This is a genomic window from Arthrobacter sp. NPDC089319 (assembly GCF_040684925.1).
Classification (GTDB): Bacteria; Actinomycetota; Actinomycetes; order Actinomycetales; family Micrococcaceae; genus Crystallibacter.
This window is the reverse complement of record NZ_JBFBGZ010000005.1, coordinates 173,995-190,628: the sequence shown is the minus strand read 5'-3', so window position 1 is coordinate 190,628 and position 16,634 is coordinate 173,995. Positions and strand designations below refer to the sequence as shown.

Annotated in this window: 10 protein-coding genes; 2 read left to right on the top strand and 8 right to left on the bottom strand. The window is 69.3% G+C overall.

Translation table 11 applies throughout. From position 1 onward, the window contains the following. Positions 1-2: 2 nt before the first annotated feature. The 3 genes from AB0N75_RS09315 to AB0N75_RS09305 all read right to left on the bottom strand — a co-directional run bounded on the left by AB0N75_RS09315 (position 3) and on the right by AB0N75_RS09305 (position 3,083). A complete protein-coding gene (locus AB0N75_RS09315; protein WP_364648357.1) occupies positions 3-1,097 on the bottom strand; it encodes a DegT/DnrJ/EryC1/StrS family aminotransferase in 1,095 nt (364 codons plus the stop codon). Beyond that, the gene (locus AB0N75_RS09310) at positions 1,094-1,726 is read right to left on the bottom strand and encodes an acyltransferase (RefSeq protein ID WP_364648354.1); all 633 of its coding nucleotides are present in this window, start codon (positions 1,724-1,726) and stop codon (positions 1,094-1,096) included. The genes AB0N75_RS09315 and AB0N75_RS09310 overlap by 4 nt, the downstream gene beginning before the upstream one ends. Before the next feature lie 67 nt (positions 1,727-1,793). Then, the gene (locus tag AB0N75_RS09305) at positions 1,794-3,083 is read right to left on the bottom strand and encodes a nucleotide sugar dehydrogenase (RefSeq protein WP_364648351.1); all 1,290 of its coding nucleotides are present in this window, start codon (positions 3,081-3,083) and stop codon (positions 1,794-1,796) included. Positions 3,084-3,238: 155 nt separating this feature from the next. Here AB0N75_RS09305 and AB0N75_RS09300 point away from each other — a divergent pair, with 155 nt between their 5' ends. Further along, positions 3,239-7,156, top strand: a complete 3,918-nt coding sequence (locus AB0N75_RS09300; protein ID WP_364648348.1) for an FtsK/SpoIIIE domain-containing protein — start codon at positions 3,239-3,241, stop codon at positions 7,154-7,156. Here the strand turns inward: AB0N75_RS09300 and AB0N75_RS09295 are convergent. Further along, positions 7,128-7,544 carry a hypothetical protein gene (locus AB0N75_RS09295; RefSeq protein ID WP_364648345.1) on the bottom strand — a complete coding sequence of 139 codons (417 nt, stop codon included), beginning with the start codon at positions 7,542-7,544 and terminating at the stop codon, positions 7,128-7,130. The two genes, AB0N75_RS09300 and AB0N75_RS09295, sit on opposite strands and share 29 nt — an antisense overlap. A 269-nt stretch (positions 7,545-7,813) precedes the next feature. Here AB0N75_RS09295 and AB0N75_RS09290 point away from each other — a divergent pair, with 269 nt between their 5' ends. Further along, on the top strand, positions 7,814-8,062 hold the full coding sequence (locus AB0N75_RS09290) for a WhiB family transcriptional regulator (RefSeq protein WP_086994524.1): 249 nt from the start codon (positions 7,814-7,816) through the stop codon (positions 8,060-8,062). An 81-nt stretch (positions 8,063-8,143) separates the two neighbouring features. On the opposite strand, the gene AB0N75_RS09285 is transcribed toward AB0N75_RS09290, so the two are convergent. From AB0N75_RS09285 to AB0N75_RS09270, 4 genes are all read right to left on the bottom strand, one after another. Continuing rightward, positions 8,144-9,619, bottom strand: coding sequence for a PAS domain-containing sensor histidine kinase (locus AB0N75_RS09285; RefSeq protein WP_364648342.1), 1,476 nt, complete (start codon positions 9,617-9,619; stop codon positions 8,144-8,146). Between the two features lies 1 nt (position 9,620). After that, positions 9,621-14,453, bottom strand: coding sequence for an NAD-glutamate dehydrogenase (locus tag AB0N75_RS09280; RefSeq protein WP_364648339.1), 4,833 nt, complete (start codon positions 14,451-14,453; stop codon positions 9,621-9,623). A 70-nt stretch (positions 14,454-14,523) separates the two neighbouring features. After that, a complete protein-coding gene (locus AB0N75_RS09275; RefSeq protein ID WP_364648336.1) occupies positions 14,524-15,849 on the bottom strand; it encodes a chromosome partitioning protein in 1,326 nt (441 codons plus the stop codon). Beyond that, entirely contained in the window at positions 15,846-16,493 is a 648-nt protein-coding gene (locus AB0N75_RS09270) for an SAF domain-containing protein (RefSeq protein WP_364648333.1), read from the bottom strand. Before AB0N75_RS09270 ends, AB0N75_RS09275 begins: the two co-directional genes overlap by 4 nt. Positions 16,494-16,634: the final 141 nt, after the last annotated feature.

The window sequence follows — 16,634 nt, the reverse complement described above, 5'->3', positions numbered from 1 at the left end:
GGTCAGGCTCCCGCCTTGGCGAGGGCGTTGACCGCGGTGGCGATCCGGTCCAGATCCTCGGCGTCCAGCGAGGGGTGCACCGGCAGCGAGAGCACCTCGGCCGCCGCTGCCTCGGTCACCGGCAGGTCCGCGGTGATGTTGAAGGAGGGCAGCCGGTGGTTCGGGATCGGATAGTAGACCCCGGAGCCGATGTTGTATTCATCCTTCAGCGCCGCGGCGAAGCGGTCCCGCTCCCCCGCGCCGATCCGCACGGTGTACTGGTGGTAGACGTGCACGGCGCCGTCGGCGACCCGGGGCGTGCCGACGCCGGCCAGGTTCGCATCCAGGAACGCGGCGTTCCCCTGGCGTTGTCCGGTCCAGCCGCCGACCTTGCCGAGCTGCACCCGGCCGATCGCGGCGTGCAGGTTGGTCATCCGGGCGTTGAAGCCCACCAGTTCGTTTTCGTACTGGCGTTCCATCCCCTGGTTGCGCAGCAGCTTCAGGCGCCGCGCCACCTCGTCGTTGCCGGTGGAGACCATGCCGCCTTCGCCCGAGGTCATGTTTTTCGTCGGGTACAGGCTGAACATGGCGAACTCGCCGAACGTGCCCACCGGACGGCCGCCCAGCGACGCGCCGTGTGCCTGCGCGGCGTCCTCGAACAGCAGCAGCGACTTCTCCGCGGCCAGCGCGCCCAGTGCGTCCATGTTGGCCGGGTGCCCGTACAGGTGTACCGGCATGATGGCCTTGGTCCGCGGCGTCACGGCGGCGGCGACCGCCTCGGGGTCCAGGCAGTAGTGGTCCGGCTCGATGTCCGCGAACACGGGCGTGGCCCCGGTCAGGGCCACCGAGTTGGCGGTGGCGGCGAAGGTGAAGGACGGCACGATCACTTCATCCCCGGGCCCGATGCCGGCGGCGAGCAGGCCCAGATGCAGGCCGGAGGTGCCGGAGTTGACCGCCACCGTGTGCCGGCCGTCCAGCAGCACCTGCGAGAACTCCTGCTCGAAGGCGGCCACCTCCGATCCCTGGGCCAGCATGCCGGAGACCAGCACCGCGTCCACCGCGGCCCGCTCCTCGTCGCCGATGATCGGCCTGGCCGCCGGTATGAAGTCCTTGCTCACTGCTGTTCTCCTCGCGTTTCGTCCGCAACGTCGTTCGTGGCTTCCTGCAGGACGCCGTCTTCTTCCCGGTACCGCGCATCGGTGGCCGGACACAGCCAGACGTAAGGGTCCGCCGGGTCCTGGACCAGGCGCTGCCCGGCGCGGCCCACCCAGCCGATCCGCTTGGCCGGCACCCCGGCGACCAGCGCGAAATCGGGCACGTCGCGGGTGACCACGGAGCCGGCGGCCACGGTGGCCCAGGCACCGATGGTCACCGGCGCCACGCAGACCGCCCGGGCCCCGATCGACGCGCCGTCGCGGATGTCCACGCCCACCGGCGTCCAGTCGTCGGCGCTCTTCAGCGACCCGTCGGGCGCGACGGCGCGCGGGTAGGTGTCGTTGGTCAGCACCACCGCGGGGCCGATGAACACGCCGTGGCCCAGCCGCGCCGGTTCGTACACCAGCGCGTAGTTCTGGACCTTGCAGTTGTCCCCGGCCTGCACCCCGGTGCCGATGTAGGCGCCGCGGCCCACAATGCAGTTCGCGCCCAGCACCGCGTCCTCGCGGACCTGGGCCAGATGCCAGATCTTCGTTCCCTCGCCCAGCCGGGCGGCGTCGGCTACATCGGCCGAATCGGCGATGAACACCATAGGTTCCCTCTTTCCGCTAGCGGCGAGCGCCGCCGTCGTCCTCAATGTGGTGGTGCGGCCGGTGGCCCTAGGCTTTGCCGATCACCCGGTAGGCCACGCCCGGCCAGCGCTCGGCGGAGCTGACCCGCCGGCCGTCGATGAACACCTTCACGCCGGGTAGGTCGTCCGGCCCCAGCTGCGCGTAGCCGGCGTGGTTGGCCTGCACCACCGCGGCGTCGGCCGGCTCGCCCAGGTGGTACGGCGTGAAACCCAGCGCGGCGAGTTCCGCATCGCTGAACAGCGGATCATGCACGACGGCGGCGCCTCCCCGCGCGGTGATCGCCTCCACCGCGCCGAACACGCCGGAGAACGCCGTTTCCTTCACACCGCCCCGGTAGGCCGCGCCGAGGACCACCACGCGGGCGCCGGCCAGGTCACCGTAGGCGCCCTCCAGCAGGCCGATGGTGTAGTCCGGCATCCCGGCATTCGCAGCGCGGGCCGCGGCCACGACGGTGGCCGACGGGTCGTTCCACAGGTATAGCCGCGGATACACGGGGATGCAGTGCCCGCCGACGGCGATGCCGGGCTGGTGGATATGGCTGTACGGCTGGGAGTTGGAGGCTTCGATCACCTGGTAGATGTCGATCCCCGCGGTGGCGGCGTAGCGGGCGAACTGGTTGGCCAGCCCGATGTTCACGTCACGATAGGTGGTCTCGGCCAGCTTGGCCAGCTCGGAGGCCTCGGCCGAACCCAGGTCCCAGACGCCGTTGCCGCGCGGAAGGTCCGGGCGGTCGTCGAAGTCCAGCACCGCCTCGTAGAACTTCTGTGCCGCGGCGGTCCCGGCCTCGGACAGCCCGCCGATCAGCTTGGGGTACTTGCGCAAGTCCTCGAACACCCGCCCGGTCAGCACCCGCTCCGGGGAAAAGACCACGTGGAAGTCCTGCCCCTCGACCAGCCCTGAGCCTTCCTCCAGCATCGGCTTCCAGCGGGTCCGGGTGGTGCCCACCGGCAGCGTGGTCTCGTAGGACACCAGCGTGCCCGGGGTCAGATGCCGGGCCAGTTCCTGGGTGGCGGCGTCCATCCAGCCGAAGTCCGGTTTGGCCTCCGCGTCCACGAACAGCGGCACCACCAGCACCACGGCGTCTGCGCCGGGCACCGCCTCCGCATAGTCGGTGGTGGCGCGCAGCCGGCCTGCGGGCACCAGCTCGGTCAGCTTTTCTTGGAGTCCGGCCTCGCCGGGGAACGGCTCGGTGCCGGCGTTGACCAGGTCCACCACGGCGGCGTTCACGTCCACGCCGATGACCTCGTGCCCCTTCGAAGCAAACTGGACGGCCAACGGCAGCCCGATCTTTCCCAGAGCAATGACAGCGATCTTCAAGAGCTAAGGCCTTTTCTCGTTCGGTCAACGTGGCGGCCGCTTCCGGCCCAGAGTCAAGCGTATCGCTTGAACCGGCGGGCTCGAGGTCCACCGGTTATCCACAGGTTGGCCTGCCGCACAGGAAAGGACCCGGAGATTCTGCCTAGGTTCGTCTCATGGCCCTTCATCTGACGCTGGTGGCCGCGCCCGGAATCCCGGCCCCGGCAGCCGCCTGGATCGCCGACCATTCCCATGCCGTCTGCGGGCTGGAGGCCGGAAGCAGTGCTGCGCCGTTGGCCGAGTGGCTGCGCGGACGCTTGGCCGGCGTGGCCTTCACTGTTGCCGGCCGCAGCTTGGCTTCGCTGACCGCCGGGGCACACCCGCTGGTCGACGGCGCCGTGGTGGTCTGCGGCCCGGAGGACGCCGTCTTCCCGTTGCGGGATGCCTTCCCGCTGCCGCCGCTGGGGCTGGCCGTGACGGCGGGGCCGGACGCCGGCCGGCTGTTCGGCCTGCGACGCGGCAGCTTTACCGTGGGCCGGCATGCGTGCGCACTGACGATCGGGGATCCGTCCTTGTCCCGGCTGCACGCCACGCTGGAGGTAACCGACCGCTGCGTGCTGCTCCGCGATGCCGGATCGGCCAACGGCATCGTCTGCGCCGGCAAACGTGCCGGGCAGGTGGTGCTCACGGCGGGGCGCCCCGTGTGGATCGGCAACAGCCAGCTGCGGCTGATCGTGGGCAGCGAACCCGGCGAAACGTTCCTGCCGGACGCCGATCTGGCCGTGCCGGTCCCGGTGGCGGAGAAACGCCCGGAACCGCGGACCACTATGGCCCTGTTGTTGGCCGGGCTCCCGCTCATCGCGGGCCTGGTCCTGGCGCTGCTGACGGGCCTGTGGTTCTTCCTGGTCTTCAGCGCCATGTCCCTTCTGGCCGCGGCCGTTCCGTACGCAGCCGGCCGCCGGCAGCGCAGCCGCTACCGGGCGGCAGTGGCCGCGGCGGCGGAGTCCGATGCCCGCCGCCGCCAGTTGGCGGCCCCGGACGCTGCCGCGCTGATGGTGTCCCTGCTGCGCCGCGGAGACCCGGCCCGGAGTCCAAACGTGCACCGGCCGGTGGGCGGACCGGGTCCGGAACATGCCTGGCTGCGTCTGGGCAGCGCCCGCCTGCCGGCGCACATCGGCTCGGCGGAGGCGCCCGTGGCGGATCCTCCGCTGCTGGAGAACCTTCCGCTCTGCGTGGATCTGCTGGTCGAGCACCGGCTGCGGTTCTCCGGACCAGCGTCGGGGCTCGATGGCATGCTGAGGTCGGTGCTGTTGCAGGCAGCCGCCCGGGCCGGCGGAAGCGTCCTGCAGGTGGTCTGCTACGCGCTGCCTGAACCGGCCCGGTCGTCGGCGCGGTTCCTCCCGGGAGTCGCGCTGGCGGAGCGGCCCCGGCAACTGGCGCAGCTGCTGTCCGCCGAAGGCAGCACCGTGCTGCTGGTGGCCGGACGCCATGCCGAGGCCGCCCGGGTGCTGGCGGACTGCGCTGCCCCGGCGGCCGAGCTGTGGTTCGGCGGTCCCGCCGGACCGGGGACGCGGATCGAAGTGTCGGGGGCGGACAGCCGCCTGATCCGTGATGGCGCAACCGTCCGGTTTTCGGCGGACCTTGCGACCGCTTTGGTGCTGGATCGATTCGCCCGGTTGGCGGCGGCGGCGGGACAGGGCGCGGAGTCCGTCGGCTCCGTGCCCGCCAGCTGTCGGCTGCAGGCATTGCTCCGGCCGCAACCACTTGCCAGGCGCTGGTCCGACGGCGACCGCGCTCCCGGCCTGACCGCCGTCCTCGGTGCGTGCGCAGCAGGTCCGCTGGCCCTCGACCTTGCCGTGCACGGGCCGCATCTGTTGGTCGCCGGGACCACCGGGGCCGGCAAGTCCGAGCTGTTGCGCAGCCTGGTCCTCTCGCTGGCCCTGACCAGATCGCCGGCTACCGTCAATTTCCTGCTGGTCGACTTCAAGGGCGGTTCCGGGCTCGGCCCGCTCGCCCGGCTGCCGCACTGCGCGGGCCTGCTGACGGATCTGACGCTCGAAGCGGTGAACCGGGCGCTGGCCTGGCTGCAGGCGGAAGTGCGCCGCCGCGAAACGCTGCTGGCCGGCCTCGGCCTCAGCGACATCGCAGCCTGCCGGCCGGGGACATTGCCGCGTCTCGTCGTCGTGGTGGATGAATTCCGGATGCTCGGCGAGGACGCTCCGCAGGCCCTTCCGGAACTGATGCGCGTGGCCACTGTCGGCCGCGCGCTCGGCATCCATCTGGTGCTGGCAACACAGCGGCCGCAGGGTGCCGTGTCCTCCGATATCCGCGCCAACGTCACCGCCATGGTTGCGCTCCGGACGCAGAACCCGGCCGAGTCGCGGGATCTGCTCGACTCCCCCGTGGCGGCGGACATCCCGGTCATCGCACGGGGCAGGGCCTATCTGCGCATCGGCACCGGGGATGCCGTGCTGTTCCAGTCGGCCTCCAGCACCCGGCCGGACGCAGACCCGGCTAGCATCTTGCGGACCGTGGACGACTGGCTGCGGGAGGAAGGGGTGCCGCCAACGGACCGTGTGGAAGGCGCCGAACAGCTTGAGCAACTGGTGACGGAGGCCGCCGGCGTCGCCGGTGGGCTGGGCGTGGCGGGAGCCAGAGCGCTGCCGCCTGCCCTGCCGGCCGATCTGGCCGTCGCAGATCTGGCCGGCGCAGATTTGGCCGTCGCAGATTTGGCCGTCGCACCGGCTTCGCTGCACGACGGCGAGGACATCGCGATCGGGCTGTTGGATTTGCCCTCCCGGCAGCGGCAGGAGCCCCTGCGCTGGCGGCCGGAGCGCGACGGGCACCTGGCTGTTCTCGGCGTCGAGGGCGGCGGACACCGGGAGTTCCTCCGGACGCTGGCGGCACAGGTCCTGGGTAGCCCGCCGGAGCGTCATTGCTATGTCCTGGACGGTGATGGATCGCTCGGCCCGGTGTCGCGCGCGGAGCGCACGGGAGCCTACGTCGGGCCGCAGGACGTCGAGCGCGCGGCGAGGGTCCTCTGCCGTCTGGCCAACGAGGTCGCCTCCCGGCTGGGCCGCCTGGCAGCGGCGACGGATCCGCCCGCACCGGCCGCGGACGTTCCGTTGGTGCTGCTGGTGAGCGGATGGGGCCGCTGGCTCAGTGGCTTCCGGTCCGGCAGGCTCGGCTGGGCCGAGGATTGTGTTCAGGACATCGCCCGCGATGGCCAGACGACGGGAGTCGTCCTGGCCGTGACCGGCGAGCGGGAGCTGGCCAGCAGCCGGTTCCTGCCGCTGGTGGCCAACAGGCTCCACCTTCCGACCGGTGCCGGACCCGAAACATTGATGGGCTGGCCGCGGCTTCCGCCGATGGAACCGGTGCCGGGCCGGGCGCTTGTGCTGGGGCGAATCGGCGGCGAGGGCGGTGTCTGCCAGTTGGCCACCAACGCGGAGGGCACTCCCCCGCCCGCCGGGGCCAGGATCCGCCCGTTCCGCGTCGAAGCGCTGCCGCGTTCCGTTCCGGCGGGTGCGCTGCCGCGCGTCCGGCATGGGAACCCGGTGATCGGTGTGGAAGGCGACGAACTGGAGCCTTCGACGCTGACCTTGCCGGCCGGCCAGTCGTACCTGGTGCTCGGCCCGGAGGGCAGCGGGAAAACCAATCTCCTGGCCGTCCTGCAGCAGGCGCTCGACGGGCTGCGGCCCTGTTCAACCCCGCCCGACGGCGCGAACGCTGACGGTTTCTGGGCCGGCCACGGGCCAGTCGCCCGGGGCACGGTGCTGCTGGTCGACGACGCCGCGAACCTCAGCACCCGGGCACACGAGGCGGTTGCCGCCCTGGTTGCTGCCGGCGCGTCGGCCGTCGTAGCGGCCTGCCCCGGGCCGCTGCTGCTGCAGCAGGTCCCGCTGGCTTTGCAGGCCCGCGCCGGTGGGCGCGGCATGGTCTTGTCCCCGCGGACCGGGGCGGATGCGGACTTCTTCGGTGTCAGGCTCGACGACAGGTGGAGACCGCCGGGACGGGCCTACCGGATCGGTTCCGGAAAAGCCGTGCCGCTGCAGGTCGCCGTGGCTACAGAGCGCGCGGTGCGGCACCCTTGACCAGGAACGCCGTCACGGGCTTGGTCAGCAGCAGGACAAAGGCGGCTCCCGCCGCCACCAGCAGGACCGGGCCGAGCGCCAACTGGCCGCCCTGGATCATCGAGATGGCCACCACCACGACGAACACCTGCCACACCAAGGCCGCGGCCCTGGTCCAGCGGTAGCCGCGGAACAGAAAATGCCCCACCACCAGCAGCCAGATGCCGAAGACCAGCATCAGGACCAGCAGGAAGAGGCTGCCGGCCAACGAGATCGGGGTCTGCGTGGCCAGTCCGTAGCCATACAGTGCGGCTCCGGCCAGCAAAGCAAGCGCCTCCAGAGCGACGGCGGCGGCGATGATCTTAATGGCAATGGGGCGGGAGGCAGGGCTGGACGAAGGGGCAGGCATTGACACATTCGCACCCTACCTTAGATAGTCAGGTATCGGCTTCCGAACCGGGAGCCCCACCAGACCACCCTGTGATGAATGACTCATGAATTACGGCCGGCTAAGTCGGCATGACCCCTTGTTTACATGGATTTAACATGAAACGCTGGATGGCGAAGCAAAGGGGGCCTGTCTGGCTCCCTTTTCTATGACTCTGTTCGTGAATGTTTTCACGAATTCCCCCAGCCGGATGCTAAGCCGGACACCATTTAGAGGAGTATGTGATCAGCATGGATTGGCGTAGCCGCGCGGCATGCCTGGATAAGGACCCCGAACTGTTCTTCCCCGTGGGGAACACCGGGCCGGCACTCCTGCAGATCGAAGAGGCCAAGAGCGTCTGCCGACGCTGCCCGGTAATCGATACCTGCTTGCAGTGGGCCATCGAGTCCGGCCAGGACGCCGGTGTATGGGGCGGCATGAGCGAGGACGAGCGCCGTGCACTCAAGCGCCGCGCCGCCCGGGCCCGCCGGGCGTCCTGAACCCGAAGCCAGGTTTAAACAGAGGCCGCTGCCGGTTCCGGCAGCGGCCTCTCGCATTCCACCTGCACAGCGGGCTTCGGCTCAGCGGGCCGTGTGGTTGTTGAGCACCAGATCGATCCGCACGCAGGTTCCGCCACCATCGCGGGGCGCCCACTCGATCCGGCCGCCGAGTTCGCTGGTGACCAAGGTCCGCACAATCTGCAGCCCCAGGCCCTCCCGCCGAGGTTCCTCGGGCAACCCCACACCATCGTCTTCCACCGAGACGGTCAGCAGTTCCTCCTCGCCGCGCCGGGACCGCTTGGCTGTCAACAGGACCGTGCCGTGCCGCCCGGCCAATCCATGTTCGACGGCGTTGGTCACCAATTCGTTGATGACCAGCGCCAACGGGGTGGCGAATTCGCTGGGCAGCTCGCCAAACTCGCCGCTGCGCTCGGTGCGGACGGCCTGGGTGGGTGAGGCGACCTCGGCCGAGAGCCGGAACTGGCGCCCGATCAGTTCATCGAAGTCGACGTTCTGCGCCAGGCCTTGGGAGAGCGTCTCATGGACCAGCGCGATCGTTGCCACCCGCCGCATTGCTTGTTCCAGCCCCTGCTTGGCTTCGTCGCTGACCATCCGCCGCGATTGCATGCGCAGCAGCGCTGCCACCGTCTGCAGGTTGTTCTTGACCCGGTGATGGATCTCCCGGATGGTGGCGTCCTTCGACACCAACTCCATCTCCCGCCGGCGCAGCTCCGAGACATCCCGGCACAGCACCAGGGCACCGAACCGCTCCCGCTCATTCCGCAGCGGGATCGCCCGGAGCGAGAGCGAGACGCCGCGGGATTCGATCTCCGTGCGCCACGGCATCCGTCCGGTCACCACCAACGGCAGGGTCTCATCGACCATCCGCCGGTCCTTGAGCAAAGCAGTGGTCACCTCGGCCAGCGAGCGGCCTTCCAATGACTCGATGTCGCCGAGCCGACGGAAAGCGGAGACGCCGTTCGGGCTGGCGTACTCCACCACCCCGTCGGCATCCAGCCGGATCAGTCCGTCTCCGACCCGGGGCGCGCCGCGGCGCGACCCGGTCGGAGACGCGAAGTCCGGCCACAGCCCCAGTGTTCCCATCTTCAGCAGATCGTAGGCGCACTGCCGGTAGGTCAGCTCCAGCCGTGACGGCATCCGGGAACTGGACAGGTCCATGTGCGAGGTCACGATGGCCAAGGTCCGGCCGTTGCGGACCATGGGAACCGCTTCGACTCGCATGGCCATCTCGGTGGTCCAGTCCGCTTCCGACGATCGTTCAATCGTCTGGGACTGCCGCGCCGCGTCCACCAGCGGCTTCAGGTCGGCGCGGATGCGCTCGCCCACGAAGTCGCGGTGGAACACGGTGTGCGTGGTCGAGGGGCGCACGTGCGCCAGGGCGACATAGCTGCCGTCCGGCGTCGGGAACCACAGGGCCAGGTCGGCGAAGGCCAGGTCCGCGATGAGTTGCCAGTCGCCGACCAGCAGATGAAGCCATTCTGCATCGCCCGGTCTGAAGTCGGCGTAGTCGCGGATGGGGTCGGTGAAGATGGCCAAGCTACCGCCGCACTGTCGAGCGCATCAGGCGCAGGGCTACGGACAAGGAGGCCATGTCGTCCTTTTCGAGCTGGTTCACTTCTTCGAACATGTCCCTGGCACGCTTGATGTTCTCGGCGTTGGCCTGCTCCCATTCGTCGATTCTGGCTTCCGCCGGCTCCCCCGGCTGGGTGCTTTGCATCACCGCAACGGTGATGTCGGTGACCGTGGTGTACAGGTCGTCGCGCATCGCGGCCCGGGCCAGTGACTGCCAGCGGTCCTCGCGCGGGAGTGCAGTGATGCGCTCGAGCAGGTCATCGATGTCGAACCGGTCGTAGACCGTGTAGTAGACGTGTGCGACCGATGCGACCGGCTCGTCCACCTGTCCGGCGATCCGGGCGACGTCGAGCAAGCCGAAGCTCTCGAACTGCTCGGCCCACTGCCGGGCGATCTCCTCGGGCAGCCCGCGTTCTTCCGCGCTGGAAAGCCATCCGCGCACTCGAGCCAGGTCGTCACCGCGCAGGTACTTGACCAGCTGGCTGCGCAGCGGGTCCATCTGCGGTTTGAACGCCGCGATGCCGTCAGCGACCGGTGTGCCGCTGTCAACATGGTTGATGTACCAACGCACCGACCGGTCCAGCAAACGGCGCATGTCCAGGTGCACCGTGCACCACAGATCCGTCGGGAAGCTGGCCGGCAGCTCGTTCAGCTCCTCCACCAGCTTGTCGAATTCAAAGATCTCGCGCAGCGCCACGAAGGCCCGGGCCACGTCGGCCTCCGAGACCGCGGTCTCCTCCAGCACGCGGAAGGCGAAGGTAATGCCACCCATGTTGATCATGTCGTTGGCCACCACGGTGGCGATGATTTCCCGTCGCAGCGGGTGGCCCGCCAGATCGTCGCCGAACCGCCCGGCCAGTTCCTGCGGGAAGTAGCCGCGCAGTACCCGATCGAAATAGGGGTCGTCGGCCAAATTGCTGACGGTCAGGGCGTGCGTCAATTCGATCTTGGCGTAGGCAGCCAGGACGGACAGCTCCGGCGAGGTGAGGCCCAGGCCGGCGTCGATCCGTTCATGCAGTTCCTCGGTGGTCGGCAGCGCTTCGAGCTCCCGGTCCAGTTCCGCATGGTTCTCCAGCCAATCCATCAGGCGTTCGAAGCTGGGGCTCGCCTTGATAATCTGCTGGCGGTCGTTGAGCAGCAGGACGTTCTGGTCGATGTTGTCCTGGATCACCAGCCGGCCGACTTCCTCGGTCATCGAGTGCAGCAGGTCGGCCCGCTCCGCCACCGGCAGTTTGCCGGCGGCGACCATCTGGTCCACCAGAATCTTGATGTTGACCTCGTGGTCGGAACAGTCCACACCGGCCGAGTTGTCGATGGCATCGGTGTTGAGGATGATCCCCTGGCTGGCGGCTTCGATCCGCCCGCGCTGGGTCATGCCCAGGTTGCCGCCCTCACCGATCACCTTGACCCTCAACTCGTCGCCGTTGACCCGGATGGGGTCGTTGGCCTTGTCCCCCACCTCGGCATTCGACTCGGTCGACGCCTTCACATATGTGCCGATGCCGCCGTTGTACAGCAGATCCACCGGTGCGCGCAGGATGGCCTGCAGCAGTTCGGGCGGGCTCATGCTCGTGACTTGCGGATCCAAACCGAGGATGCCCCGGACCTGCTCGGAGACCGGAACCGACTTCACCGACCGCGGGTAGACCCCGCCACCGGCGCTGATCAGCTGGTCGTCGTAGTCGGCCCAGGACGACCGGGGAAGCTCGAACAGGCGGCGGCGCTCCTGGAAGGAGGCAGCGGCGTCGGGATCCGGATCCAGGAAGATATGCCGGTGGTCGAAGGCAGCGACCAGCTTGATGTGCTCAGAGAGCAACATCCCGTTGCCGAACACGTCGCCGCTCATGTCTCCCACCCCGACGACGGTGAAGTCCTCGGCCTGGGTGTCGACGCCGAGTTCACTGAAGTGCCGCTTGACCGATTCCCACGCCCCACGGGCAGTGATGCCCATTTCCTTGTGGTCGTAGCCAACCGAGCCGCCGGAAGCGAACGCGTCGCCCAACCAGTGGCCGTACTCCAGCGAGATGTCGTTGGCGATGTCGGAGAAGCTCGCGGTTCCCTTATCGGCTGCCACCACCAGGTAGGTATCGTCGCCGTCCAGCCGGACCACCTGCTCGGGCGGCACGACTTCCTGGCCGGACTCGGTCCGGACCAAGTTGTCCGTGATGTCCAGCAAGCCGCGGATGAAGGTGCGGTAGCTGTCCTGTCCTTCCGCCATCCAGGCGGCGCGGTCCACCCCGGGGTCCGGGAGCCGCTTGGCGTAGAATCCGCCCTTGGCGCCGGTCGGTACGATGACCGCGTTCTTGACCGTCTGTGCCTTGACCAGGCCCAGGATTTCGGTGCGGAAGTCCTCCCGCCGGTCCGACCAACGCAGGCCGCCGCGGGCCACGTCGCCGAACCGGAGGTGGACGCCTTCGACGCGCGGCGAATAGACCCAGATTTCGTACTTCGGCCGCGGGAACGGTGCGCCTTCGATCCGCGCGGGACTGAGTTTGAAACTGAAGTACGTCTTGTCCTGGAAGTAGTTGGTGCGCAGCGTTGCCCCGATCAGGTTGGACAGCGAGCGCAGCACCCGATCGGCGTCCAGCGTCGGGACGGCGTCCAGCCCGGCGGCCAGGTCGGAACGGGCTGCCTCGACCGCCGCTTCGCGGTCGCCGTCGAGATCCGGATCAAAGCTGGCGTTGAACACGGCCAGCAGCGCCCGGGCCACATCCGGGTTAGCCAACAACGTGTCCGAGACGAACGCGTAGGACACCAGGTTGCCCAGCTGCCGCAGGTAGCGCGTGTAGGCCCGCAGCACTGCCACCTGGCGCCAGCCGATTCCCTCGGCCAGCACCAGCCGGTCGAAGCCATCCGATTCGCTGCGGCCGGTGACGGCGGCGCCGAAGGCTTCCTCGAGCAGGCCGCCGGTGGCAATCGGATCAACGCCGGCAGGGTACCGGAGGCCGAAGTCGTAGAGGAAGTAGTCTTCCCCGTCGGCCGTCATGATCTCGAAAGGCCGCTCGTCCAGCACTTCCAGCCCGGTGTTCTGCAGGATCGGCATGATGTTGCTCAGCGACCGCGCCTCGGGCAGATACAGCTTCAGCCGGGCGTCGGCGGCAAGGACATCGGTCCTCTGCTCGGGAACATAGACATGCAGGACCGGCGCAGCCCCGGCTTCGCCACCTTCGTAGCTGCGGAAGCGGCTGATGTCCTCGAGCGCGTCTTCCACTTCATAGTCCACCCGGTAGCTGGGCGGGAACGCGTCCTTCCAGTTCGCCGAGAGCCGGGCGGCCGCCTCGCCGTCGAAGTTGGCGCGCAGCACCTCGTCGATGCCCTCCGACCAGGACCGGGAGGCCTGGGCCAGCCGGCGCTCCAGCTCGGCGGTATCGACCTTCGGCACGCCGGAATCCCGCTTGAGCCGGATGCGGAAGAACAACCGGGCCAGCGCAGACTCGGACATCCGCGCCTCGTAGTCAATGCTCTGCGGGTCGAAGGTGCGGCGCAGCTCTTGCTCGATGCGCAGGCGGACGGCCGTGGTGTAGCGGTCGCGCGGCAGGAACACCAGCGCGGAGACGAACCGGCCGTAGACATCCGCGCGCAGGAACAGCCGGGTCCGGCGCCGCTCCTGCAGCCGCAGGATGCCCATTGCCGTTGTTGCCAGCTCCTCGGTGTCCATCTGGAACAACTCGTCGCGCGGGTAGGTCTCGAGGATCGAGAGCAGATCCTTCCCGGAGTGCGAGTCGGCCGGGAATCCGCTGTGCCGCAGCACTGCCGCGACCTTCTGCCGGACGATCGGGACGTTCTTTACCGACCGGTTGTACGCGCTGGTGGCGAAGAGACCGATGAAGCGGCGTTCGCCGTCGACGTTGCCTTGGGCATCGAAGCTCTTCACCCCGATGTAGTCCAGGTACGCGGCGCGATGCACGGTGGAGCGCGAATTCGCTTTGGTGATCACCAGGGCGCGTTTCTCCCGGGCGCGGGCGCGGCCTTCCTCGGTCAGGTGCTGGACGCGCCGTGCGTCGGCGATCCGGCGCATCATACCCAGCCCGCTGTCCTGACGGACCATCAGGACGTCTTCCCCGTTCTGGGTGACCAGGTCGTACTCGCGGTAGCCCAGGAAGGTGAAATTGCCGTCGTCGAGCCATTCAAGCAGCGCCTTGGCCTCGGCCAGATCGGGAATCTCCTTGGCCCCCACCACCGAATCCAGCGAGGCGGCAACCTGCCGCACCTGCCGGCGCATGGCCGGCCAGTCCTCGACCGAGGCGCGGACGTCCGCCAGGACACGCTTGAGCCCGGCTTCCAGCTCGGCGGCCTTCTCCGGGTCGATGCGGGCGGTCTCCACCGCCATCCAGGATTCGATCCGCAGCACCTTGTCGCCGCCGGCCTCGAACGCGGCCAGGTTCGGCAGCGCTGCCGTGTCGCCGCTGGAAACTCCGGCGCTGGTCGGGACCCGCTCCACGCCGGTCAGGTCGTGGCTGTCCCGGTCGCGGGTTGCCACAAAAGTAGGGTGCATGATCATCCGGATGGCAATGCCGTGCCGCACCACCTCGGCAGTGACCGAGTCCACCAGGAACGGCATGTCATCGGTGACAATCATGACGACGCTGGCGTCGGGTTCGTCATGGATCCCGATCACGGGTTCAGCCGGGGGCCGGTGGGCGGCCAGTTCCCGGTGCGCCAGCGCCCGGGAACTGAGCACATCGGGACTGTAGCTGGCCGCGTCGTCCGCTGCCAGGTGCTCGTAGTATTTGGCGATGAATTCCTCATCGTTCGTTGCTGAGCTGGACAGATCCGCCATGCTGGATCCAGTCGACATGTAAAACGCCTCCGATAGGTGTGTCCGAACCGCGCCTTTGCGGTCCTTGCGCAAGCCTAACGCGGCGCGTTCAAAACTTCACTTTGACCAGGGTCCGACGGCGCAGTCCCCGCCTGGGTGCCGCCAGCCGGCTTCCTGCCAACCCGGCAATGGCGTGGCGCAGCGCGGAGTCCGGCGCGGATTCCAACAGGACCGACCCGCCCAGGAGCGCGGCATCGGCTGCCGCCGGATCGGCCGGCAGCAGGGCGCGGATTTCGCGCACCGGCCCGAAGCGCTCCCACGCCTCCCGCAACTGCGCCTCCGGCCGCGCCCCGACCGCCGCCGCCCGGACCTTGTTCAGCACGACCTCCGCCGACGCCGACGGGACCGCGTGCGCCAGCTCGTCCAGGGCCCGGACCAGCCGCGGCAACCCGACGGAATCGGCGCTGCCCACCGCCAGCACCCGGTCCGCCAGCTCCAGCACCCGCAGGGTGGCCCCGTTGCGCCGCGGAGCCATCGAGTCGAAGCTCAGCTCTTCTTCATGCTCCAGCGAAAACCCGCAATCCACCACGACGACGTCCGCGAGCGCGCGCGCCAGCTCCAGGACGGTTCCCAGCGCGGACGGCCTGAGCTCGGTCCAGCGGTCCACCCGGGTGATCCCGGTCAGCACCCGCAGCGAGGTGCCCGTCACCGCCACCTTCAGGCAGACCCGCTCGAATGCCTCCCTGTCCAGCATGCCCTGGTCCGCCATCCGACAGGCATGGGCCAGGGCCGCAGATTCGTCCAGCAGGCCAAGGAACGCCGCCACGCTGGCCCCGTAGGTATCCGCGTCGACCAGCAGGGTCCGTTGCCCGCCGGCTGCGCATTCTGCGGCGAGGTTGACCGCCACGGTGGTGCGGCCCGGCGCCCCGGCAGGACCCCATACCGCCACCAGCTCGCCCTTCGCGGCCGGCAGTCCAGGTTGCACCGGGTCGGCTGCGCGTGGCCGCAGTGCCCCGGCGGGGTCCGCCAATCCGGCCAGCCGCGGACCGGCGGCTCCGGCTGCAGCTCGGGCCGGGGGCCAGGCGCTCTGCAGTTGTGCCGCCGACTCGGCCACGAGGGCCGCCAGGGCCTCAGGCTCGACCGTTTCCGCACCGGTGCGGATGCCGAGCGCCTCGAGCCGGAGCCGTTCGCCGCCGTCGTCGGTGAGCGCCACCACGGAGACCTCGGCGCTGTGCAGCCGCTCCAGCACGCCGCCGTCAAGGTCTTGGGTTTGACCGGCGACGATGGCGGCCCGGGCCAGTCCGGACTGCGCCGCCGCCAGCAAGTCCGCCAGCTCGGTGCAGCGCCGGACCACCGTCACCGGCCCGTGCAGCCGCTCCAGGCCGGAGACGAAGTCCACGGCCGCCGTGCCCAAAGTGAGGACCGGCAGGCTCACGAAGTGCCGCCCGGATTGAGCACCACGTTGATGCGGGCGCCGTTGGCGAGCGCGTGCAGCAGCGCCGGCAGGGTGTCGTCCCCGACCAGCACATGCAACCGTTCCGCACCGGACGAGCCGAACGCCGTGGTGGCGTCCGCCAACTGCGACACCTCGGCCGCGGCAAGCAGCAGTTCAGGCTGGTCGAAGCCGTTCCGGCCATCGGGCAGGGACACCCAGACGTCCACCCTGGAGCCGGGGCCGGCGCCTTCCGGCAGCGGGCTCTCAATGTTCAATCCGATCGGTTTCCGGTCCAGGTCATCGGCCGTGCCCAGCACCGAGGCCGGAAGCAATTCGCCGCCCCGGATCAGCGCGGTGGCGACCGCGCCGGGCGGCAGCCCGGCATCCGCCGGTAGATAGCGGGCCGAGGCGTCGCCCAGCCTCACGTCGACCACGACCAGGTCATCGGCGGAAACCGGCTGCCCTACCGCGATGTCCGATTTGGCCGCCAGCACCCCCTCTGTCTGGTCCGCGGTGGCCACCAGCGCGGAGACCCCTGCCACTGAGGCCAACACCAGCAGCAACCCCACCAGCAGGCGTGGATCTTTCCAGGACGGGCGCTTCAATCGTGGTGCTGCGGCTTTTTCCGCGATGGCAGCGCTCAAGGATCTCCCCCTCAATCCCCGCGCCGGGCGGACAGCGATGCTGCGGTCCGAACCTGTACTCCGGGACGCGGGTGGCACCATTCTGGTCGAGCCGCTGCTGCTTGGGAACTGCAGCGGCCTGTTCCGGGCGCAATCTGTGGA

Bases quoted from the DNA above. Each gene is read 5' to 3' on its own strand.
- AB0N75_RS09310 (WP_364648354.1), bottom strand. From the start codon at position 1,726: ATGGTGTTCATCGCCGATTCGGCCGATGTAGCCGACGCCGCCCGGCTG.
- AB0N75_RS09280 (WP_364648339.1), bottom strand. From the start codon at position 14,453: ATGTCGACTGGATCCAGCATGGCGGATCTGTCCAGCTCAGCAACGAAC.
- AB0N75_RS09295 (WP_364648345.1), bottom strand. From the start codon at position 7,544: ATGCCTGCCCCTTCGTCCAGCCCTGCCTCCCGCCCCATTGCCATTAAG.
- AB0N75_RS09300 (WP_364648348.1), top strand. From the start codon at position 3,239: ATGGCCCTTCATCTGACGCTGGTGGCCGCGCCCGGAATCCCGGCCCCG.
- AB0N75_RS09290 (WP_086994524.1), top strand. From the start codon at position 7,814: ATGGATTGGCGTAGCCGCGCGGCATGCCTGGATAAGGACCCCGAACTG.